At 68.5% G+C, this 20107-nt stretch carries 21 protein-coding genes; 10 read left to right on the forward strand and 11 right to left on the reverse strand.

The features are described 5' to 3' along the window. Positions 1–1323 (reverse strand): Gfo/Idh/MocA family protein, encoded by a 1323-nt coding sequence (locus tag ACQ3HB_RS02410; protein WP_430917392.1) that lies wholly within the window; start codon positions 1321–1323, stop codon positions 1–3. 369 nt (positions 1324–1692) lie between these two features. Between ACQ3HB_RS02410 and ACQ3HB_RS02415 the strand changes: the two genes are divergently transcribed. Next, a complete protein-coding gene (locus ACQ3HB_RS02415; RefSeq protein WP_430917393.1) occupies positions 1693–2013 on the forward strand; it encodes a ribbon-helix-helix protein, CopG family in 321 nt (106 codons plus the stop codon). Between the two features lie 90 nt (positions 2014–2103). Here the strand turns inward: ACQ3HB_RS02415 and ACQ3HB_RS02420 are convergent, their stop codons facing one another. Beyond that, positions 2104–2997: a LysR family transcriptional regulator gene (locus tag ACQ3HB_RS02420; protein ID WP_430917394.1), complete on the reverse strand. Its 894-nt coding sequence runs from the start codon at positions 2995–2997 to the stop codon at positions 2104–2106. Positions 2998–3102: 105 nt separating this feature from the next. Here ACQ3HB_RS02420 and ACQ3HB_RS02425 point away from each other — a divergent pair, with 105 nt between their 5' ends. Further along, positions 3103–3936, forward strand: coding sequence for an inositol monophosphatase family protein (locus ACQ3HB_RS02425; RefSeq protein WP_430917395.1), 834 nt, complete (start codon positions 3103–3105; stop codon positions 3934–3936). A gap of 25 nt (positions 3937–3961) precedes the next feature. Here ACQ3HB_RS02425 and ACQ3HB_RS02430 read toward each other — a convergent pair whose 3' ends face one another. Further along, positions 3962–4747: a DeoR/GlpR family DNA-binding transcription regulator gene (locus ACQ3HB_RS02430; RefSeq protein ID WP_430917397.1), complete on the reverse strand. Its 786-nt coding sequence runs from the start codon at positions 4745–4747 to the stop codon at positions 3962–3964. 164 nt (positions 4748–4911) lie between these two features. On the opposite strand from ACQ3HB_RS02430, the gene ACQ3HB_RS02435 reads away from it, so the two are divergent. The 6 genes from ACQ3HB_RS02435 to ACQ3HB_RS02460 all read left to right on the forward strand — a co-directional run bounded on the left by ACQ3HB_RS02435 (position 4912) and on the right by ACQ3HB_RS02460 (position 9435). Continuing rightward, positions 4912–5793: an SIS domain-containing protein gene (locus ACQ3HB_RS02435; RefSeq protein WP_430917398.1), complete on the forward strand. Its 882-nt coding sequence runs from the start codon at positions 4912–4914 to the stop codon at positions 5791–5793. Next, positions 5790–6713 (forward strand): ROK family protein, encoded by a 924-nt coding sequence (locus ACQ3HB_RS02440; RefSeq protein WP_430917399.1) that lies wholly within the window; start codon positions 5790–5792, stop codon positions 6711–6713. Before ACQ3HB_RS02435 ends, ACQ3HB_RS02440 begins: the two co-directional genes overlap by 4 nt. Beyond that, positions 6710–7759 (forward strand): 1-phosphofructokinase family hexose kinase, encoded by a 1050-nt coding sequence (locus tag ACQ3HB_RS02445; protein ID WP_430917401.1) that lies wholly within the window; start codon positions 6710–6712, stop codon positions 7757–7759. The genes ACQ3HB_RS02440 and ACQ3HB_RS02445 overlap by 4 nt, the downstream gene beginning before the upstream one ends. Continuing rightward, positions 7756–8592 carry a class II fructose-bisphosphate aldolase gene (locus tag ACQ3HB_RS02450; RefSeq protein ID WP_430917403.1) on the forward strand — a complete coding sequence of 279 codons (837 nt, stop codon included), beginning with the start codon at positions 7756–7758 and terminating at the stop codon, positions 8590–8592. The genes ACQ3HB_RS02445 and ACQ3HB_RS02450 overlap by 4 nt, the downstream gene beginning before the upstream one ends. Positions 8593–8818: 226 nt before the next feature. Continuing rightward, the gene (locus ACQ3HB_RS02455) at positions 8819–9031 is read left to right on the forward strand and encodes a hypothetical protein (RefSeq protein WP_430917405.1); all 213 of its coding nucleotides are present in this window, start codon (positions 8819–8821) and stop codon (positions 9029–9031) included. Next, complete coding sequence (locus tag ACQ3HB_RS02460) at positions 9028–9435, forward strand: ribbon-helix-helix protein, CopG family (RefSeq protein WP_430917407.1); 408 nt, start codon at positions 9028–9030, stop codon at positions 9433–9435. The genes ACQ3HB_RS02455 and ACQ3HB_RS02460 overlap by 4 nt, the downstream gene beginning before the upstream one ends. 80 nt (positions 9436–9515) lie before the next feature. On the opposite strand, the gene ACQ3HB_RS02465 is transcribed toward ACQ3HB_RS02460, so the two are convergent. The 5 genes from ACQ3HB_RS02465 to melA all read right to left on the reverse strand — a co-directional run bounded on the left by ACQ3HB_RS02465 (position 9516) and on the right by melA (position 15229). Continuing rightward, positions 9516–10460 carry a carbohydrate kinase family protein gene (locus tag ACQ3HB_RS02465; RefSeq protein WP_430917409.1) on the reverse strand — a complete coding sequence of 315 codons (945 nt, stop codon included), beginning with the start codon at positions 10458–10460 and terminating at the stop codon, positions 9516–9518. Next, positions 10457–11350, reverse strand: a complete 894-nt coding sequence (locus tag ACQ3HB_RS02470; RefSeq protein WP_430917411.1) for a carbohydrate ABC transporter permease — start codon at positions 11348–11350, stop codon at positions 10457–10459. The genes ACQ3HB_RS02465 and ACQ3HB_RS02470 overlap by 4 nt, the downstream gene beginning before the upstream one ends. Further along, a complete protein-coding gene (locus tag ACQ3HB_RS02475) occupies positions 11350–12384 on the reverse strand; it encodes a carbohydrate ABC transporter permease (protein ID WP_430917413.1) in 1035 nt (344 codons plus the stop codon). The genes ACQ3HB_RS02470 and ACQ3HB_RS02475 overlap by 1 nt, the downstream gene beginning before the upstream one ends. A 9-nt stretch (positions 12385–12393) precedes the next feature. Next, on the reverse strand, positions 12394–13710 hold the full coding sequence (locus ACQ3HB_RS02480) for an ABC transporter substrate-binding protein (RefSeq protein ID WP_430917415.1): 1317 nt from the start codon (positions 13708–13710) through the stop codon (positions 12394–12396). Positions 13711–13888: 178 nt separating this feature from the next. Then, entirely contained in the window at positions 13889–15229 is a 1341-nt protein-coding gene (gene melA / locus ACQ3HB_RS02485) for an alpha-glucosidase/alpha-galactosidase (protein ID WP_430917417.1), read from the reverse strand. Positions 15230–15347: 118 nt separating this feature from the next. On the opposite strand from melA, the gene ACQ3HB_RS02490 reads away from it, so the two are divergent. Further along, a complete protein-coding gene (locus tag ACQ3HB_RS02490; protein ID WP_430917419.1) occupies positions 15348–16172 on the forward strand; it encodes a DeoR/GlpR family DNA-binding transcription regulator in 825 nt (274 codons plus the stop codon). A gap of 121 nt (positions 16173–16293) precedes the next feature. Here ACQ3HB_RS02490 and ACQ3HB_RS02495 read toward each other — a convergent pair whose 3' ends face one another. Then, positions 16294–16671, reverse strand: coding sequence for a VOC family protein (locus ACQ3HB_RS02495; RefSeq protein WP_430917421.1), 378 nt, complete (start codon positions 16669–16671; stop codon positions 16294–16296). A gap of 156 nt (positions 16672–16827) precedes the next feature. After that, positions 16828–17577 carry a helix-turn-helix transcriptional regulator gene (locus tag ACQ3HB_RS02500; RefSeq protein ID WP_430917423.1) on the reverse strand — a complete coding sequence of 250 codons (750 nt, stop codon included), beginning with the start codon at positions 17575–17577 and terminating at the stop codon, positions 16828–16830. 236 nt (positions 17578–17813) lie between these two features. Here ACQ3HB_RS02500 and ACQ3HB_RS02505 point away from each other — a divergent pair, with 236 nt between their 5' ends. Further along, complete coding sequence (locus tag ACQ3HB_RS02505) at positions 17814–19580, forward strand: sigma-70 family RNA polymerase sigma factor (RefSeq protein WP_430917424.1); 1767 nt, start codon at positions 17814–17816, stop codon at positions 19578–19580. A 181-nt stretch (positions 19581–19761) separates the two neighbouring features. On the opposite strand, the gene ACQ3HB_RS02510 is transcribed toward ACQ3HB_RS02505, so the two are convergent. Further along, positions 19762–19983 carry a hypothetical protein gene (locus ACQ3HB_RS02510; protein WP_430917426.1) on the reverse strand — a complete coding sequence of 74 codons (222 nt, stop codon included), beginning with the start codon at positions 19981–19983 and terminating at the stop codon, positions 19762–19764. Positions 19984–20107 lie beyond the last annotated feature (124 nt).

Here is a 20107-nt window from a genome sequence, read left to right on the forward strand (position 1 = left end):
CTACCGGTGGGTGGCGTCGGGTGCGGTGGTGGGGGTGGGTGCTGCTGTGGGGTGGAGAGCTGTGGGTGGGTCGGTGACCGGCGCGGCCTGGTCGGTCGCCCCCGTTGTGGCGGACGCCGTTCCGGCGACGGTCCGCGCCGCGAAGTAGGCGACGAGGTCCGGCTCGAGCGGCGGGATGTCGATCGGCACAGAGCCGGAGCGGAGCGAACGGGTGGCGAGCGCGCCGGCTGCGACGGCTTCGCGGGCGGCGACGGGCGAGAGCGTGGTGGGTTTTCCATCGGCCACGAAGGCGAGGAATTCGAGCATCGTGTCGACGTCGGCGTCCTCATGGCCGAGCTCGACGCCTTCGATGGGGTACTCCACGTCGCCTTCGACGGACCAGTTCCGGCGCGTGTTCCACACCTTGACCACGCCGCCGGCCGTGTCGCCCACGTTCTCGAGGCGTCCTTCCGTGCCGATCACGGTGTAGTTGCGCCAGTAGTCCGGGGTGAAGTGGCACTGTTCGTAGCTCGCGGAGATGCCGCCTTCGAGGGTCATGAGCACCATCGACACGTCTTCGACGTCGACCACGGGGTTCAGGCCGGTCTGCGATGCCGGCGGCCAGTTGTCGTAGGAGAACCAGTCGCTCATCATCTCGCCGCTGCGGTCACGGCGGTCCTCGATGTCGCCGTAGACGGCGAGCGACCCCATCCCGACGACGCGACGCGTGTACGCCCCGGCGAGCATGTGGATGACGTCGAGGTCGTGGCTGGCCTTCTGCAGGAGGAGCGAGTTCACCCGGCTGCGATCCGCGTGCCAGTCCTTGAAATAGTAGTCGCCGCCGTTGCCGACGAAGTGGCGCACCCACACGGCTTTGACCTCGCCGATCTCTCCCCGCTCGATGATGCCGTGCATCAGCCGGACGACCGCCGCGTGACGGAAGTTGTGGCCGATGTAGAGCGGCGTCCCCGTCTCGTACGCGGTGCGGAGGACGGCGTCGGCGCCTTCGACATCGATCGCGAGGGGCTTCTCGAGGTACACCGCGATGCCGGCCCTGAGCAGGTCGATCGCGAGGTCGACGTGGGTCCAGTCCGGGGTCGTGACGATGGCCGCGTCGACTGCGCCGGCCTCGATCATCGAGGTGTGGGAGTCGTAGACGGCGATGTCGTCCCCGAACTCGGCGCGTGCGCGTCCCCGGCCGGCCTCGGTGGTGTCCGCGGCCGCCACGAGACGTGCGCCCGTGGGGCTCAACGCGATGTGATGGGCGATGTAGGCGCGCTGGCCGGTGCCGATGACGCCGACCCGGAGGGCCTTCGTCGTGTCGCTCGATGGGGTGGGGTTCACTCGATCACATCCGCTTCCTTGCGTGAAGTTGATTCATATGATGCCAAAACGATCATGAAATGACAATAGTGGCTGATCGAATGAGCACAAACGTCGCCGCGAAGAGTTCACACCGCCGAAACATCCGGGGCGGAGTCCCCACCCCACCCCGCCTCTCGGAACGTCGCAGGGGCGATGATGGACCCCCGGGGCGTCATTGCGTCTTGCATGATTGACATTTGTGGTACTATTTCTGTGGTACCATTTTTGATGGCAATTCGATGGAGCGACAGCTCACAGAAACACGGCGTTCCGCGCGAAGATGCCATATATGCGATGACGCATGCAGAAGGATCCGATGAACTCGACGGAGCACGAAGGAGAGACGACATGACCGACTACGACGAACTCGCCCGGCGCGCCGAGCAGGGTGGACTGCTCCCGAAGGGCACTGCACTCCGGGGCACTGACGCCGCTGAATCGGCTCAGAGGCTCCTCATCGATGCCACCGGAGCAGACACCTTGGAGGCCGCGGTCACGATTGCACGCGGACGACCGCGTCTCGAAGCCGCTGCCCCGTCCGCTGTCACCTGGAAGGTTCGCACCACCTCCGTACTCGATGAGGAAGCACGGAAGGCGGCGAAGGCGCGAGGTGTAACCGTGTCGCAGCTCGTCCGCGACGCGGTCGCGTCCTACCTCCGGGCCGGCTGACGCAGCTCTCGGCTCCCAGCGGCCGGGCTCCCGGACGCGCTACACCAAGACCGACAACCGCTTATCGGCCTTCGCCGCCGACCGCAGCGTTCAAGCGGTGCCGAGCTCGGCAGCCACGAGGGACCGCAACCACCGGTGCGCGGCGTCATCGTTGTGGCGCACGTGCCAGTTCATGACGACCGCCACATCCGGCATCTCGAACGGAAGCGGCTTCGCGACGAGGCCGTATGCAGCGACGTCCGCCGCGCAGACCGACTCCGGGACGATCACGAGGGCGTCCGTCCCACTCGCGATGCGGAGGGCCGCCGTGCTCGTCGGCGCGGATGCCACCACACGACGGGACTCCCCCGCCTCGGCGAGCAGCGCATCGATCGGGTCGTCGAGGCGGCCACGCCGGGAGACGATGACGTGGTCCGCGCGAGCGAATCGGCGCACGGTCATCGACTCTGCCGCCAGCGGATGCTCCGGCCGCATGACGACCACCATGCCACCGCTGCCGATCGTGGTCGAAGCGATGTCCGCCGTGGCACCCGGCGCCGAGCCGATCTCGACGTCGGTGCGCCCCGATCGCAGGCCGTCCTCGTCCGACTCCGATTCCGCGAGGAACCGGAGCCGGACGTTCGGCGCCTCTCGCTGCACGCGCGCGATGAGGCGGGGCGCGAGCGCGTTCGTCAGCGCATCGTGGCAGCGGAGGGTGAAGGTCGCGTCGAGCTCGTCGAGGTGTAACTCGCGTTCCGGCGACAGCACCGCCCGCGCCTGTTCGACGAGCGCATGGACCCGGTCCCGGACGGCGACCGCATAGGGCGTGGGAACCATGGAACGACCCGAGCGGACGAGGATGCCGTCGCCGGTCTCCACTCTGATCCGCGCGAGTGTCCGACTCATCGCCGGCTGCGAGAGGTGCAGCCGTTCAGCGGCTCCGCCGACGCTTCCTTCTTCGAGAAGGGCGTCGAGCGCTGTCAGCAGATTGAGATCGATGTGCACGGAGGTAATAGTACAGCTGCAAAACATGCATTTGATGTTATATCCAGCGAGGCGTTGACTGGTCTCACCGGACACCCGGTCCGGCCCAGTCGAAAGGAACGGCTCATGCCGAACACGCTCATCTCCAGCACCGTCAACCCGCAGCTCGCCGAGGACACGGCTCTGCTCGCCGACATCACCAGCGCGCTCGTCGCCGCGGGCGAGGTCCTGACGGATCGGTTCCCGCAGGTCCCTGCTCTCGCCACTGGCGAGGACGTCGTGCGTGCCATCCATGCCAATGACGAGGCTTCCCTGACCGCATTCCGCCCGCGGCTTGAAGCCCTCCGACCCGGTGCCGGCTGGGCGGAGGACGAACTCGAGAGCGGCCCGCTTCCGGAGGGCGAATGGTGGGTCACCGACCCGGTCGAAGGCAACATCAACCACATCCACGGCATGACCGACTGGGGCGTCACCGCAACGCTCGTCCGCGACCAGGTCCCCGTCGTCACCGTCGTCCACCTGCCCCTCGCGCACGAGACCTACACGGCGGTCCTCGGCGGCGGCGCATTCCTGAACGGCGCAGCCATCAACGCCTCGATGAAGCAGCACCTGAACGCTGCGCTCGTCGGCACGGGGCAGGCCTCACCCCTGGAGACGAGCGACACCTTCGCGCGGATCGGCCGCTCCGTCACCGCGATGCTGGATGCCGCCCTCGTACTCCGCGTCTCCGTGCCGGCGACCCTGCAGTTGATCCACGTCGCGACCGGACGGATGGATGCGTTCTGGCAGCACAGCGCCGTCCGTTCCGGTCTCGTCTCCGGCGCACTGCTCGTCGCGGAGGCCGGCGGCGTGATCAGTGATCTGGACGGTGGACCGTGGTCGCTGGGGAGCACGGACTTCCTCGCCTCCGCCCCGGCGATCCACGCCGAGGCCGTGCGCGTCCTCGGCCCGCTGGCCTGATCCGGCAACGACGACGGTGCAGCGCCTACGCGACGATGACCTCGACACCGGCTGCGGCGAGCGCATCGGCCAGCTCGCCCTCGACCGGCGCATCGGTGATGAGCACGTCGAGTGCGGACAGCGGGCAGATGCGCGCGAACGTGGTCTTCATGAGCTTCGTGCTGTCGGCGACGACGATGACGCGCTTCGCGACCTTCGCGAACTCCTGACTGACCTCCGCCTCGCCCTCGTGGAGGGTCGTGGCGCCGAACTGGGGACTGAGGCCGTCGACGCCGAGGATCGCGACGTCGAGGGCGAGCTCGGAGAGCGTGTTCGATACGAGGGAGCCGACGAGCTCGTAGGACTGGCGGCGAGCGACACCGCCCGTGACGACGATCTTCACGTGCGACCGCACCGACAGTTCGTACGCGATGTTGAGCGCGTTGGTCACGATCGTGATCGCGAACTCGCCGTCGGGGCGCACGAGGTGCTCGCTGCGGCCGAGGACCCTGGCCACCTCGCTCGTGGTCGTTCCGCCGTTCAGCCCGACGGAATCGCCGACCGAGATGAGCTTCGCCGCAGCGGTGGCGATGGCGACCTTCGCCTCGGCCTGCCGCGCGATCTTGTACTGCAGCGGCAACTCGTAGCCGGTGCCGAGCGCGGAGGCGCCGCCGTGGGTGCGCGTGACCAGCCGCTGTTCGGCGAGCGCCGTGAGATCGCGGCGCGCCGTCGCGTCCGAGACGCCGAGCGCAGCGCCGATCTCGGCGATGGAGACGTTGCCCCGTTCACTCACGAGTTCGAGGAGGGCGTTCAGTCGCTGTTGCTGCGTCATGGGTCCAGCGCAATCGGGTCGGTGGGCGTTCTCACCATCATATGGCGATCATTGAACACTCACGTTTGATTGAAATTGACGTTTTAGGCTAGTAATGAGCATTAAACGTCCCGTACACTCGTCGCGACGCCATATCTCACGCCAGCCGCACCGAAAGGCACCTCATGACCACCACCTTCGTCGCCGCGGAGCTGGCCTCCCAGCCCGAAACCTGGCGCACCGCCGCCGCACTCGCACCGGAGGTCGCCGATGTCCTCCCCCAGCCGGGCGAACGCGTCGCCGTCGTCGGCTGCGGCACGAGCTGGTTCATCGCCATGAGCTACGCCGTCCTCCGCGAGCAGGCCGGACTCGGCGTCACCGACGCCTTCGCCGGATCAGAGTTCCCCGGCGTGCGCGACTACGACCGCATCGTCGCCATCTCCCGCTCCGGAACCACCACCGAGATCATCGCGCTGCTGAACGCCGTCGACTCCGTCACGACCGTCCTCATCACAGGCGTCCCCGACTCCCCCGGCGCAGCCGCCGCCGACCACGTGGTCTCCCTGCCGTTCGCCGACGAGCAGTCGGTCGTGCAGACGCGATTCGCGACGAGCACCCTCGCGCTGCTCCGTGCGACGCTCGGCCACGACGTCGAAGCGCTCGCCCGTCAGGCGGAGACCGCACTCACCATCCCCATCGACGAGTACCTCGATGCGGACCAGGTGAGCTTCGTCGGTGTCGGCGACGCAGTCGGCATCGCCGCGGAAGCCGCTCTCAAGACGCGTGAGGCCGCGCAGTTCTGGGCTGAGTCCTACCCCGCCATGGACTACCGTCACGGACCGATCGCCATCGCGCAGCCCGGACGCCTGGTCTGGGTCTTCGGCGAAGCCCCCGTCGGTCTGGCCGAAGAGGTCGAGGCGACCGGCGCCACGTTCGTCCGGCACGAGCTCGACCCCATCGCCGGCCTCATCGTCGCCCAGCGCTTCGCCATCGCCCTCGCCGAGCGCCGCGGACTCGACCCCGACCACCCCCGCTCGCTCACGCGCTCCGTCATCCTCACGCCGTGACCGGAGGCCCCACTGCTCGAAACGCTGCCGGCGCCACCGTCGGCGGGAGCACCGTCGTCGGCATCGACGTCGGCGGCACGAGCATCAAAGCGAGCCTGTTCCGTGGCGGCGATCGGCTCGGCCACTGGCGTGAGGCGACACCGCAGGGCGACCCGACCGGCCTCACCCTGCGCGACGCCGTCCTGCGTCTCGTCGAGCAGGCACGGACGGTCGCGCCGGTCGACGCCGTCGGCCTCGTCGTCCCCGGCGTCGTCGACGAGGAGCGCGGCGTCTGCGTCCAGGCGATCAATCTCGGCTGGATCGATCTGGACGTCACCTCGCAGTTCACGGACGTGATCGACGTGCCGCTCGCCTTCGGGCAGGACGTCCGAGCGGGCGCCCTCGCCGAAGCGGTCTCCGGCGCTGCCCGCGACGCCGACGGCTCCGTCGTGTTCATCCCGGTCGGCACCGGACTCGCGAGCGCTCTCGTGCTCGACGGCGTCCCGCTCGCCGCCGGAGGCTGGGCCGGCGAGATCGGCCAGTTCGTCCTGCCGAGCGGTCCCTTCGCCGGGCTGCGAGTCGAGGAGATCGCCTCCGCATCCGCCGTCGCCAGACGATCCGGGCTGCCCGATGCGAGAACGGCCGCCGAACGCGTCGCTGCGGGCGATGCCGAGGTCGTCGCGATTTGGACGGACGCCGTCGAGGTGCTGGCGGACGCCATCGCCTGGACCGCCGCCGTCGTCGCCCCGTCCGTCGTGGTGATCGGCGGTGGGCTCGCCCTCGCGGGACCGCTGCTCCTCGATCCCTTGCGAACCGCGGTCGACGCGCGACTCGGCATCCTCCGCTCGCCGTCCATCGTGCAGGCGGCCCACGGAGATGAAGCCGGGGTCATCGGCGCCGGCCTCCTCGCCGAACGAGCCCTCCTCGGACGACGATCGTGAACTCGCGCATCCGACCCGTCGTGGTCATCACCCCCAATCCTGCGATCGACGTGAGCTACCTCGTCGAAACGCTCGCGCTCGGCGAGACGAACCGCGTCGCCGGCGTCCGGAAACGACCCGGTGGCAAGGGCGTGAACGTCGCGCTGGCGCTCCAGGCCATCGGCGTGCCGACCCGCTCGGTCCTGCCCCTCGGCGGCGGAGCAGGCGACTGGATGATCGCGTCACTCGCCGAGGCGGGTCTCGACGCCGTCGCCGTCCCCATCGCCGCCGAGACGCGCACGACCGTCGCCGTCATCGAGGACCACCGCCACCCCACACTCCTCAACGAGGCCGGGCCGGTGCTGACTCCCGACGAGTGGGACGCCGTGATCGATCGGCTCCGCGAGACGCTCACCGACGCATCGATGCTCATCGTCTCCGGTTCACTCCCGCCCGACGCCCCTGCGAACACGGTCGGCCGGTTCGTCGCCGCGGCGCACGACGCCGGTGTGCCGGTGCTCGTGGATGCGAGCGGCCCGGCACTCCTCGCCGCAGCCCGTGCAGGTGCGGACATCCTGAAGCCCAATGAGCACGAGCTCACCGAGGCCGTCGGGATCGCGGAGCCGTCCGAGGCTGCGGCGGCACTGCTGGCGATGGCGAGGTCTGGCGGGGCCGGCCCGTTGTCGAATGCGTCTGCGGATGCTGCTCTCGTCTCGCTCCCCCAGCTCACCGGCCGTCTCGTCGTCGTCTCGCGCGGCGCCGACGGCATCGTCGCCTTCGACGACACCGACCGCATCGAGATCCCTGCGGTCCGTGGTGTGTCCGGCAATCCGACGGGTGCCGGCGACGCTGCCACGGCTGGCCTGGCGGCAGCCCTCCTCGACGGCGACGCAATCGCCGTCGCCCTCCGCCGTGCCGCCGCGCTCGGCGCCGCCGCCGTGCTGCGCCCGGTCGCAGGTGAGGTCGACGTGGACGCCTACCGTGCCTTCCTCGCTCGTCCGGACTCGTCACCCACCCCATCCCGAACCACTCAGCACCACGCGATCACTGGAGACGCACTCTCATGACCTCGACCGCATTCGCCACCCTCCTCGACAGCGCCGCGAGCGCCGGCACCGGTGTCGGCGCGTTCAACGTGGTGCTCCTCGAGCACGCAGAAGCCATCGTCCGAGGCGCCGAGGAGGCCGGTACGCCGGTCATCCTGCAGATCAGTGAGAACTGCATCGCGTATCACGGAGGCCTCGCCCCCATCACGCTCGCCTCCCTCGAGCTCGCGAATCGCGCGAGCGTCGACGTGCTCGTCCACCTCGATCACATCGAGGACGCCGCGCTCATCCGCGCTGGCGTCGAGCTCGGTGTGGACAGTGTGATGTTCGATGCGTCCAAGCTCGCGTACGCCGATAACGTGAACGCGACCCGCGACATCGTCTCGCTCTGCCACGACCGCGGTGTCGCCGTGGAGGCCGAGCTCGGTGAGGTCGGCGGCAAGGACGGCGTGCACGCGCCCGGCGCCCGCACCGATCCGCATGAGGCTGCGGCGTTCGTCGAGGCGACGGGCGTCGATGCTCTGGCGGTCGCGGTCGGCACATCGCACGCGATGACGAGCCGGGTGGCATCGGTCGACCACGACCTCGTCCGGGCGCTGCGTACGAGCGTTCCGGTCCCCCTCGTCCTCCACGGTTCCTCGGGGCTCCCCGATGACGAGCTGCAGGCCGCCGTTCGGAGCGGGATGACGAAGATCAACATCTCGACGCACCTGAACGGACTCTTCACCGCTGCCGTCCGCGACGTCCTGTCGGACCAGCCCGACCTCGTCGACCCGCGGAAGTACGTCCGTGCCGGCCGCGACGCGATCACTGCCGAGACCGCGCGCATCCTGCGTCTCCTCGCCGAAGCCTGAACCCTTCGATGGGCTCAGGGACCAGATCCAGTCGCCGAGCGAGACTCCGGTCGCCGGGCCAGACTCCGGTCGCTGAGCCTGTCGAAGCGCCCCGAGCCCGCGCCCTGTGATTTGTACTACAGAAGTCGTCGCTTTCAGAGTACCCTCGGACACGGGATTCGACTGGGCGGACAGTGCGGAGAAGCACTATCCGATCGCGGATGGAACACACGCGATCACGAACAGAGTGCTGCTGCTCGAGCGATTCGATATCTCCCCCGATGGGGAAATCGTGGATCTCGTCACCGGCCCGGCCCGCGACGGCCAGCTGTTGGAGGTGTTCCTGCACCGTCACACTCCGAGAACCATCTCCCTGTTTCACGTGCTGCATCTCCGCCCCAAGTCGTGGAACCGTGCGCAGGACGTCATACGCACTCGCAAGAAGGAGGCACTCCCGTGAGCACGAACATCTCGCCGAGCCAGCAGGCACGCTACGCCGAGCTGGCCGCCCGCATGGAAGCAGGGGGCTTCGGCCCGATCCCGACGGCACCCGTCTCGACCGAGGTCGAGGCGGGCGCAGAGTTTGACGAGCTGCTGGCGCAGCTGGATGATCGTCGCATCGATCAGAGCGCCCCGACTCCGGCCCCGCCCGCGTCATCGGAGACGGTCGATGCGGCGGAGGTTCGGAAGGTGCTGGGCCGCCCGAGCCTCAGCAGGACCAACGGCGCCGGATTGTCGCCCAAACGACAGGTCCGTCTTCCCGCCGACCTGAATGCGCTGCTCGATGCGCGTGCCGCGGCAGAACACCGCAACGCCAGTGAAATCATGCGCGATGCACTCGTCATGTACCTGCACGCTTCCTAGCAACGACTTCGCCTGGGCTCTCGCCCCGGTCGCCGGGCCAGAGTCCGGTCGCTGAGCCTGTCGAAGTGCCCCGACCCCCTTCACACGAGGGCGCCGACGAGCTCCTCCACGGTCGCCTGCGCCGCCGTCCCACCGAAGCCGCGCACCGAGAGCGATCCGGCCACAGCAGCCCATCGCAGGCGCTCCTCCTCTGCACCGATGCCACGGACGATCGATGCCAGGTAGCCGGCGTCGAAGCTGTCGCCGGCGCCCGTCGTGTCGACCACGTCGAGCACGAGTCCCGCACCGGAAGCGGTGTGCGTGCCGCCGTCGTACGCAACTCCGCCATCGGCCCCGGACTTCACGACGACTCGGCAGCCCGTCGCGGAGAGACTCACGGCCGCCTCGTCGAGGTCAGTGATCGGCCGCCCCGCGAGCACGGTCGCGACAGCGAGCGCCTCCTCTCGGTTCGGCAGGAACACGTCCACGCGCGGCAGCACCTCCTCGAGGCCCGCCCAGTGCTCGGCGGGGTCCCAATTGGTGTCGAGACTCACGGTCACGCCGCGATCCGCGAGCCACTCGAGGAAGCCTGGCAACCCGGCGGCGAGCGTCGGCTGCAGGAAATAGGACGCGATGTGGACGTGCCGCGGCACCAGGCGCTCGACGGCGTCCCGAACCGCATCGAGCCCGAGCAGCGGGATCGTCCCCGGCAGCGTCAGGATGGCACGGTCGCGCGGTTCCGACAGGACCACGGACAGCCCGGTCGGCACCGTCGGGTGCGTCATCACCGCGGAGTCATCGACACCGCGCTCCTGCAGGCACCCGCGCACGAACGCGCCGAACTGGTCGTCGCCCACCACGGACACGAGCGCCGTGCGCACCCCCAGCCTCGCCAGACCGCACGCGACGATCGCCGCGCTCCCGCCGAGCACGAGATCCGCCGAGTCGAGCAACTGCTCCGCCTGGCCGAAGCGCGGCACCGTGTCACCCGTCAACAGCAGATCCGGGTTCGCGTCGCCCACCACGAGCACGTCGACGCCGCTCATCCCTTGAGTCCTGAGAACGTCATCGTCGCGATGAACTGCCGCTGCGCGAACAGGAAGAAGAGGATGAGCGGGAGCGTCGCGATGACATTGCCGGCCATGATCAGGCTCCAATCGGTCTGGTGTGCGCCCTGGAAGTTCGCGATGCCCAACTGCAGCGTAAACGCACTCTGGTCGTTGATCGCGATGAGCGGCCAGACGAGGTCGTTCCAGGCGCTGAGCAGCGTGAAGATCGCGAGCGTCGCCAGCGCCGGCTTCGCGAGCGGGAGCACGATGCGGAAGAAGATCTGCCAGCGATTGCAGCCGTCGATCGCCCCCGCCTCCTCCAGTTCCGCGGGGAGGGAGAGGAAGAACTGCCGCATCAGGAAGATCCCGAACGCGGTCGCGAGCCACGGGACGATCGCCGCGCCCAGGCCGTTGAGGAGGCCGAGGGTCGCGAACAGGATGTACGTCGGGATCATGAGGAGCTGCGTCGGGATCATGATCGTGGCGAGGATCATGAGGAAGCCGAAGCTGCGGCCGGCGAACTTGAGCCGCGCGAACCCGTAGCCCGCGAGCGAGCAGAGGACGAGGTTCGACACGACCGCGGTCGCGGAGACGATGACGGTGTTGCCGAGCCACAGCAGGATGTCGGTCTGCCCGAACAGTTTCACGTAGCCGTCGATCGTGAAGTGCGAGGGGATGAACGGCGGTGGGAACGCCACGAGCTCCTTCGCCGGCGAGAACGACGCGAGCGCCATCTGCAGGAACGGGACGAGGAAGAGGATCGCGATGGGGAACAGCACGAAGTGCCATCCGCTCATGCGCCGCCTGCGTTGGATGCGGCCGTCGGTGATGCGGTCCGCCACCTGTTCGGACGACGTGACCGCCCTGGACAGAACAGTGTTGGTCATCAGAAGACCTCCGAACCCTTGCGCCGCGAGAACACGACGACACCGATGGTGATGAGGAGCGTCGCCGCGAACAGGACGTAGGCGGCGGCGGAGCCGTAGCCGAACTGCAGCGCGTGGAACGCCTTGTCGTACAGGAAGTAGACGATCGTCTTCGTCGAGTCGAGCGGGCCGCCGCGCGTCGTCGTGTAGACGAGGTCGAACAGTTGGATGGCCTGGATCGTCTGCCAGATCGCGACGAAGACGGTGACGGGGGCGAGCTGCGGCCAGACGATCCGCCAGAAGGTCTGCCATCGGTTCGCGCCGTCGATGCGTGCCGCTTCGATGAGGTCGCCCGGGACGTCCTGCAGCGCCGCCAGATAGATGACCGTCGTGAAGGCGGCCGATCCCCACAACGACATGATCGCGATGACGAGCATCGCCTGGCGAGGGTCGTCCAACCAGCCCTGCTGCGGGAGGTTGAGCACCCGCAGCACATTGTTCACGAGCCCGAACTGCGGGCTGAACAGGTAGGTGGAGAGGATGCCGGTCGATGCCGCGGAGGCGACGAACGGGACGAAGATCGCCGTTCGGTAGAAGCCCATCCAGCGGATTCGACGATTGAGCGAAACCGCGAGGAAGAGGCCGAGCAGGACCGATGCCGGTACGAACAGCAGCGTGAAGCCGACGGTGTTGAGCACGGCGTTGCCGAAGTCCTCGTCGGACAGCAGCTTGGAGTAGTTGTCCCCGCCGACCCACGTCGCCTCACTGAACCCGTCCCAGTTCTGGAAGGAGAGGACGAACGCCCACAGCGCCGGGAAGATCGACAGGCCGAGGATGATGATGGTCGCGGGGGCGACGAAGCCCCACCCGGTGAGCGCCGAGACGACGCCCTTGCGGTTCCCGCCGCGCGTGCGTGCGCGGCGGGGACCGGGGGTCGAGCCGGAACCGGAATCGGGCCCTGAACCGGAGCCGGGGCCGTTGGGTCCCTGGTCCGACGGAGGGGTCGATCCCCGCGCCGACCTCGGCGTGATCGGTGGAGCGGTCGTGTTCGCCATGACCGCCTCCTACTCGCCCAGGTCGGCGTCGGCGGTCTTCGCGGCCTGCTCGAGGGCTTCCTTGGGTTCGCCCTTGCCCTGGAGCACCTGCGAGATCGCCTTGCCGATCGCCACGGACAGGGCCGCGTAGCCCTTCGTCGTCGGACGGGTCTGCTTCACGTTCTCGGAGTTGGCGACGAACACCTCGTAGCCGGGGAACTCGGCGGCTTCGGCGGCGACCGCATCGGACGACGCCTCCGAGGACCGCAACGGCAGGTTGCCGATCGCGACGTTGAAGCGTTCGTCCTGTTCGGCCGAGGTGAGCCACTTCGCGAACTCGGTCGCCCAGTGCGCCCGGTTGGCGTCCTTGTGGTCGAACAGCGCCCAGATGTCCGGGCCGGAGACCGTCTGGTGGTCTCCGTCGGTTCCGGGGAGCGGTGAGACGCCGTAGCTGGTGCCGCCGATCTTCAGGTCCGAGAGCTGCCAGGGGCCGGAGGTGATCATGCCGATGCGGTCGCTCACGAACAGCTGCCCGAACTTCGTGTCCGTCTGGTCGAGGTAGACGCTCTTGTCATCGATCGCCATCGACTGCAGGAAGGTGAGTGCGTCGACGCCTTCGTCGGATGCGAACTCGGCCTTGGTCCCGGCCGTGTCGAGGATCGATCCGCCGTTCTGCCAGAGGTGGGGCCAGAACTGCCAGGTCGTCTCCTCGCTGCCGGACACCGAGTAACCGTAGCCATAGATGTGGTTGGCGGGGTCGGTGAGCGTCTTGGCCGCGGATCGGAAGTCGTCCCAGGTCCAGTCGGCGGTCGGGTAGGCGAGGCCGGCCTTGTCGAAGAGGGTCTTGTTGTAGAGCAGACCGATGTTGTCCACGACCGCGGGGAAACCGATGACCTTCTTCCCCGTCGGCTGGGCGGTGCCGCGGGCGGCCGCCGTGAACTCGTCCCACTTCACGTCCGGCTGCTTCACCACGTCGGAGATGTCGAGGGTCCGACCCGATGCCTCGAGCTGCCCGGCCCACGATCCGAAGGAGTAGGACATGTCCGGGTACTGGTTGCCCGCGAAGCCTGCTGAGAGCTTCTGCAGGAGCTGGTCGGTCGACGATGCGCCGGGCGAGATGTCGATCGTGACGTTGGGGTTCGCCTGCTCGAACTCGTCGGCGAGGGCTTCGATCTTCTTCTCGGCGGCGTCCGTCTGCCCGGACCACACCGTGATCTTGACGTTGGCTGACGTGTCGAGGGTGGTCGAGCCCTGCGATCCGCTGCACCCGGACAGTGCGGCGGCGACGGCGGTTGCCACCAGCGCGCCCGTTATGCGGAGCACGCGCTTGCTACGTGGAGTCATCATCGTTGGTTCCTCTCGTGGATGGTGGTGGGCCGGATCGCTCAGCTGAGGACGATCGGCCGGGGTCGGGTCGGGCAGGGTCAGGGCGGGGCGAGGCTGGTACAGGTGCAGGTTCACTGAGCGATCGATGACGGAACTGCGTCAATCGCTCAGTTCTGGTGCGCGTTCGTGGCGGCGAGGGTCAGAGTGCGAGTGCCGACGCCGGCACGGTCGCGGGCACGTCGAGAGTGCCGCCGAGGGCGACGGGCAGGAGCGCCGCGTGACGGGCGGTGAGCTCGTCGCACAGCGCCCAGATCTGCTCGGGCGTGAGCGAGGAGCTGGCATTGGGATCGGTCAGGACGGCACGGCGGACGAGTTCCGGATCTCCCGTCCGAGCGGCTTCGATCGCGAGCTGCGCGACCGACAGATACGTGCGGTTGAGCGCAGCGCCCTGCACGGGGATGTCTCCGAACGGCAGCGGGTGCACGCCCGTCGCATCGACCCGGCTCGGCACCTCGACGACCGCCCCCTCCGGAAGGTTCGAGATGAGCCCCTGGTTGACGACGTTCGCGTGGATGATCCGCTCGGTTCCGGTGAGGATCGAGTGGATGACCTGTGGCGCGTACTCGGCGGCGCCGTCCTCCAGCTCGAGGGCTTCACCCTTGGCGAGGGCGGCGCGTGCGTGCTCGAATTCGGCGACGTTCTCCTCGGAGATGCCGATGTACTCGAGCGGCTGCAGCCGGAATCGCTCGATTTGCTCCGGGGAGCGGAGGAACCACGACAGGTACTCGGACGAGTGCTCGCTCGTCTCCGTCGGGTAGTAGCCGATGCGGCTGAAGATCTCAACGCGCACGCGGCGACGCAGTTCCGGATCGCGTTCGATCGCCTCGCGCAGCCGCGGGTACAGGTCCTCGCCGTCGCGCGACCACTCGACGAGCCACGCCTGGTGGTTGACGCCGGCGGCGCGGTAGTGCGTGCCCTCCATCGGGACGCCGATGAGCGCACAGAGGTCGTGGACCGTCCAGTAGACGCTGTGGCACAGGCCGACCGTCTTGATGCCGGGCGCGACGACCGACATCCACCACACGTTCATCGCCATCGGGTTCGTGTAGTTGAGGAACCAGGCGTCCGGGCACAGTTCGAGCATGTCGGCGGCGATGCCGGACAGGACCGGGAACGTGCGCAGCGCCCGGAAGACGCCGCCGACACCGGTCGTGTCGCCGATGGTCTGCAGCAGGCCGGCCGCGGCAGGCACTTCGAGGTCGATGCGAGTCGCGTCGATGCCGCCCACCTGAATCATGTTGATCACGAAGTCGGCGCCGGTGAGCGCTTCACGGCGGTCGAGGGTCGCGACGATCCGGGCGCTGCGACCGAAGCGCTCCGCGACCTGTTCTGCGGTGCCGCGGGCCACCTCGAGACGTTCCGCGTCGATGTCGTGGAGCACGATCCGCAGCGGCGGGAGGTCGTCGAATCGGAAGATGTCGGCGAGCAGTTGGCGGGTGAAGACGACGCTCCCCGCTCCGAGGAAAACAATCTGAGGCATGCAGCGATCATGCGATAGCGTGTCCGTACCACGCAAGAAAATGAGCGAATCAGGCCCAAAGTGCTCAAGAGTAGTGATCACTTCGCGCCAAATGAGCGCAATCGACGATGGGACACCGATGGCAGCACCGACCGCAGAGACTCTGATCGAACGCGTCACCTCTGGTCGTCGCGCGCGCCGGATGGTGCAGATCCTGGAGCTCGTCTCGGAGCGCGGGACCGTCGGTCTCGCAGAGCTCTCCGACGGCCTGTCCGTGTCCGCGGCGACGGTCAGGCGCGACCTCTCCGACCTGGCCGACCAGAACCTGCTGTTGCGCACGCACGGCGGCGCGGCGGCGGTCGACCGCGGTCGGGAGATCCCGGTGGCCCTCCGCAACACGCGGTTCCAGGAGGCGAAGCGCGCCATCGCGAAGACCCTCGTCAGCCGGCTTCCGTCCGAGCGATACGTCATCGCCCTCTGCGGCGGCACCACGACAGCCAGCGTCGCCCGCGAACTCGCGCACCACCACAACATCACGGTCGTCACGAACTCGTTGACGATCGCCGGGCTGCTCTCGGAGTTCGCGGGCGTTCGCGTCGTCATGACGGGCGGTTTCCTGCGGCCGCAGTCGCTCGAGTTGGTGGGTGCCCTCGCGGAGAACACGTTCACGGCCGTCAACGTCGGGACCGCGATCCTCGGCGCCGACGGCATCAGCGCTTCTGCCGGCGTGACGACCCACGACGAGACCGAGGCCCGCACGAACCTCGCGATGGTGACGAAGGCGCAGCGGACGGTGGTCGTCGCGGACGGTTCCAAGGTCGGTCGTGCGGCACTCGCCCAGGTGTGCGGCATCGAACAGGTGCGGATGCTCATCACGGACAGCACCGCCGATCCCGCCGAGCTGGAGCGGCTGCGCGCTGCCGGTGTCGAGGTCGTCGTGGCCGACGCGCCGGAGCGCTCGTGACCGCCTGAGGAGAGGAGAACCGCACGAGGGAAGGACCGATTCGCGCGAATCGTCCTCCTCTCGCGCGGTTCTCCTTCTCTCGTGCGGCAGCGCAGCGCAGGAGCGCAGGAGGGCGGGCGGGCTAGGCGGCAGGAGGCCGCGTGAACAGGTTGACGAGGTTCCCGTCGGGGTCGCGGAACATCGCCGAGCGGTTGCCCCACGGCATCGTGGTCGGTTCGAGGACGATGTCGTCCAGCGCCTCCCGAAGCCGGGCGAACTCCGCGTCGACGTCCGCGACGAGGAACTCGATGATCACCGAGGCGTTGCGGCCGGACTGCGGGGCACGGTCGCCGAGCATGGCGACGGTCGCCGTGCTGCCGATCGCGAGGGCGCCTGCGGCCGTTCGGAACTCGGCGAACACGGGTGCGGGACGGACCGCGGTCGCGCCGGTCACGAGTTCGTAGAAGGCGGCGAGGCGGTCGACGTCCTCGGTGATGATGCGGATCGATGCGAAGTCCATGGGGGTCCTTTCGAGCAGACGGAGAGCGGGCGGAGGGCCAGTCTCAGCGCGAAACGCAGGGCGGGACAGAGCCCATCAGGCGAGACGCGCCGAACGGATCGACCGACCCGATGCCTCCATGGTGCGCCGTATCCGCGACACCGTCATGTCGGTGTTTCAGAACGTCTCGGACGTGACCCCGACCGAGCGCAGCGTGCCGTAGGCGATGTCCAGGTCTGCGGCGCGGAGTGGTCGGCGAGGCGCCCGCTCCCCCGTCGGTTCCGCGGACAGGACGCGATCGCCCCGGAACGCTCGGATGCGGTCCCGGAGCCGACACCAGCCGATCAGGTACCAGTCCCGCCCCTTGCCCACGTAGCCGAGCGGCTCGACGTCGCGGATCGTGTCGGCGCCGTCCCGGTCCCGGTAGGTGATCCGCAGCACCTTCCCGGCGCCGAGCGCACCAGCGAGCACGTCGGTCGCACCTGGATCCGCGGCCCCCGGGACCGCCCCGGCCGAGCCCGTCGCTCCCCCGGGGCTGTCATCGAGGAGGTGGATGCGCGATGCCAGTTCCGCCGTCTCGTGGAGCGTGCTCTGGTCCATCACAGCGACGACCTTGCGCAACGCGGTGGTCGCGGCGGCGCGGAACGGGCTGGTGGAGAGCATGCCGAGGCCGATGGTGACGGCGAGCGCCTCGTCGACCGTGAAGCCGAGCGGGGCGAGCGTGTGCGCGACATCGATGGAGTAGCCGCCGGTCCTGCCGGGCTCCGCCCAGATGGGCACGCCCGCCTGCTGGAGCGCCGACAGATCACGTTCGATCGTGCGGGTGCTCACCTCGAACCGCCCCGCGAGACGTCTGGCACTGACGGGTCGCGGCGCGGCCGCCCGGAGCTCTTCGACCAGTGCGTACAACCGGTCGGTGCGATTCATACGTCGATGCTAGTCGCGTGTCGCGACGACCCCGGCAGCCGTTGATCGGGAGGCAATCCTCCCGCGATCGGGGCGCATTTCACCCGTGCTCAGTAGATATCACCGCACCGATATGTGAATCCCGATGGAATTCTTCCCCCCATTCGCGTCACGTACTAGCTTGTGGGCTGTCAACACCTGTACAGCGCGATCATTGTTGTCCCGAAAACCGGTCGCGCGCGGCATCCCGGAGCCCAATGACACACCCGAACGAAGCACCGTACCCGAATACCGACGCAGAACTCGTCGAGCGCACCCGCAGGGGCGACGTCTCGGCCTATGCAGAACTCTGGCATCGACACGCCTCCTCAGGCAGAGCCGCCGCGCGTTCCTTCACCGGAACGTTCGACCCGGACGACCTCGTCTCGGAGGCGTTCACGCGCATCTTCCGGTCGATCCGGGCGGGCGGCGGTCCGACGACCGCCTTTCGCGCGTATCTCGTGCGCACCATCCAGAACGTCGCGGTGACGTGGAGCCGGAGAAAACGACCGGACTCGCTCGAGCACGCGGAATCGCTCGCCGATCCGAACACGGACGAAACGGCCGCGTCAGCGGGAGTCGACCGTCAGCTGGTCGCGCGGGCATTCGAGTTGTTGCCGGAGCGATGGCGGCAAGTGCTCTGGTACACCGAAGTCGAGGGGATGAATCCGCGCGACATCGCACCGATTCTCGGCATGTCCGCGAATTCGGTTTCCGCATTGGCATATCGCGCGAAAGAGGGGTTGCGGCAGGCGTGGATCCAAGCGCACCTGTCATCGACAGCCTTAGAGCACGAGCACCGCTGGACCATCGAACGTCTCGGCCAGTACATGCGGAAGAAGATCGCGAAACGCGAGCGGGAGAAGGTCGAAGCGCACCTCGACGAGTGCGATTCGTGTTCGCGGGCCGCCGCGGAGGCACGACGGGTCGAAGCCGTGCTCCCTTGGGCGCTGCTGCCGCTCATCGGTTCGGTCGGGGCGTCGACGTATGCACTGTGGTCGGCCGATGCGAACCGCCCTGAGGCATCGCAGGCCCCCGTCGACGCGCATCCGTCGCAGCCGACCGCATCCACGAGCACGACCCCGGCCCCGGCCCCGCTCGCGGCAGGCGGCCACGGTTCCGGTTCCCTCACTCGTGGGGTTGCAGCGGCCGCCGCGGTCGTCGTCACCGGATCGGTGATCGCGATCCTGTTGACCGCCGGGCAGGGTTCGCCGGGCCCGGGAACCTACCGCGAACTGCCTGAGGCGTCCGCATCGCAGGGCCCGGACCGCCCCGAGCCGCTGCCGGAGTACACGGCGGAACCGACCGGGCAGATGCGACCTGATCCGCTCCTCACCCCTCCTCCGCGCTCCCCGCTCGTCCCGGTGTGGGCCGCCCCACCGGCGATCGACACGACCCTCTCCACCGACCATCCCGCCCCTCCATCGCGGCCCACGGATGCCCCCGTGATCTCCCACATCGACACCGGTCCCGGGAGCGCTGGCCTCTGGTACCCCGTCGCGTTCGGCATCGCCGATCCCGGAGCCGTCGTCACGGTCAGCAACGGCCGCGGCTCGCCGGTCCAGGTGATCGCCGGGCCGGACGGCGCGTGGTCGACGGGTCAACTCACCGGCTACACCCGCGGAACCCACGAGCTCACCGCGCAGCAGATGACCGCCGCAGGCGCCGCATCGCCTGTCGCCAGCTCGTCGTTCTCGCTCGCCGCCGAGCCCGAAATCGGAGCCATCGTCGAGGGGCGACTCGTCTCCTATGCGATCACCAGTTCCACGCCAGGCACGGTCCAGATCCGCATCGATGCCGACGGCGACTGGTTCGAAGCCGAACTCGGTGAAGCCGGCGAGTGGTACCGATGGGACGGCACAGCATCCTGGGGACCGCTCGCCGGCGCCTACGTCATCTCCGCCCGTTTCGGCTCCGGCGATCGATGGGGGCCGACGGTCTCGATGCGGTTCGACCTGCCGGCGGCGGAGGGAAACGACCTGTGACCACGAACGGCTCGCGAATCACCGAACGAATCACCGGGCGGATCGCGTCACGATCCGCCCACGAGCGCGTCTGAGCTGGCGAACGTCACGGTGTCCATTCGGGTGACACCGTGACGCTCCGCGCGCCGAGGCTCGCTCGGCGCGTGATGCCGGCCGGCATGGTGGGTGGCGATGATTCGGGTCAACGCCACCCACTCACCAGCGGGCGGCGGCGCTCCACCCCGACGACGGGTCGGCCCGACGTCGAACCGTCGACCGATGGACAGCCTTCATCGATCCATTCCTCGTAGGAGTGGTGCCGGCCGATGCCGCATTCGCAGTTCACGCGGATGAGTCGCCCCGATCGTTTTGATGGAAACACTTCGTAGTGCTGCTCTGCCGGGGCGTGTTCGGTGTGGTTCATGGCTCGTGCGCCTCAACTTTCTCTCACGCGCTCAGACGCGGAGCAGGCGGTTCCGTGACGCGGAGCAAAAGAATTCAGCCGATTGGCTGCATTTCGCGTCACGATCCGCGGGGGCGGGCGTCTG

Origin of the sequence: Plantibacter lichenum, from assembly GCF_050587525.1 — a bacterium.
Taxonomy (GTDB): Bacteria; Actinomycetota; Actinomycetes; order Actinomycetales; family Microbacteriaceae; genus Plantibacter.

What these genes read in the sequence shown, in the direction of transcription:
- ACQ3HB_RS02415 (WP_430917393.1), top strand. Translation starts at nt 1,693, where the DNA reads ATGACCGACTACGACGAACTCGCCCGGCGCGCCGAGCAGGGTGGACTG.
- ACQ3HB_RS02470 (WP_430917411.1), bottom strand. Translation starts at nt 11,350, where the DNA reads ATGACCAACACTGTTCTGTCCAGGGCGGTCACGTCGTCCGAACAGGTG.
- ACQ3HB_RS02495 (WP_430917421.1), bottom strand. Translation starts at nt 16,671, where the DNA reads ATGGACTTCGCATCGATCCGCATCATCACCGAGGACGTCGACCGCCTC.
- ACQ3HB_RS02450 (WP_430917403.1), top strand. Translation starts at nt 7,756, where the DNA reads ATGACCTCGACCGCATTCGCCACCCTCCTCGACAGCGCCGCGAGCGCC.
- ACQ3HB_RS02425 (WP_430917395.1), top strand. Translation starts at nt 3,103, where the DNA reads ATGCCGAACACGCTCATCTCCAGCACCGTCAACCCGCAGCTCGCCGAG.
- ACQ3HB_RS02500 (WP_430917423.1), bottom strand. Translation starts at nt 17,577, where the DNA reads ATGAATCGCACCGACCGGTTGTACGCACTGGTCGAAGAGCTCCGGGCG.
- ACQ3HB_RS02505 (WP_430917424.1), top strand. Translation starts at nt 17,814, where the DNA reads ATGACACACCCGAACGAAGCACCGTACCCGAATACCGACGCAGAACTC.
- ACQ3HB_RS02490 (WP_430917419.1), top strand. Translation starts at nt 15,348, where the DNA reads ATGGCAGCACCGACCGCAGAGACTCTGATCGAACGCGTCACCTCTGGT.
- ACQ3HB_RS02480 (WP_430917415.1), bottom strand. Translation starts at nt 13,710, where the DNA reads ATGATGACTCCACGTAGCAAGCGCGTGCTCCGCATAACGGGCGCGCTG.
- ACQ3HB_RS02430 (WP_430917397.1), bottom strand. Translation starts at nt 4,747, where the DNA reads ATGACGCAGCAACAGCGACTGAACGCCCTCCTCGAACTCGTGAGTGAA.
- ACQ3HB_RS02510 (WP_430917426.1), bottom strand. Translation starts at nt 19,983, where the DNA reads ATGAACCACACCGAACACGCCCCGGCAGAGCAGCACTACGAAGTGTTT.
- ACQ3HB_RS02435 (WP_430917398.1), top strand. Translation starts at nt 4,912, where the DNA reads ATGACCACCACCTTCGTCGCCGCGGAGCTGGCCTCCCAGCCCGAAACC.
- melA (WP_430917417.1), bottom strand. Translation starts at nt 15,229, where the DNA reads ATGCCTCAGATTGTTTTCCTCGGAGCGGGGAGCGTCGTCTTCACCCGC.
- ACQ3HB_RS02475 (WP_430917413.1), bottom strand. Translation starts at nt 12,384, where the DNA reads ATGGCGAACACGACCGCTCCACCGATCACGCCGAGGTCGGCGCGGGGA.
- ACQ3HB_RS02465 (WP_430917409.1), bottom strand. Translation starts at nt 10,460, where the DNA reads ATGAGCGGCGTCGACGTGCTCGTGGTGGGCGACGCGAACCCGGATCTG.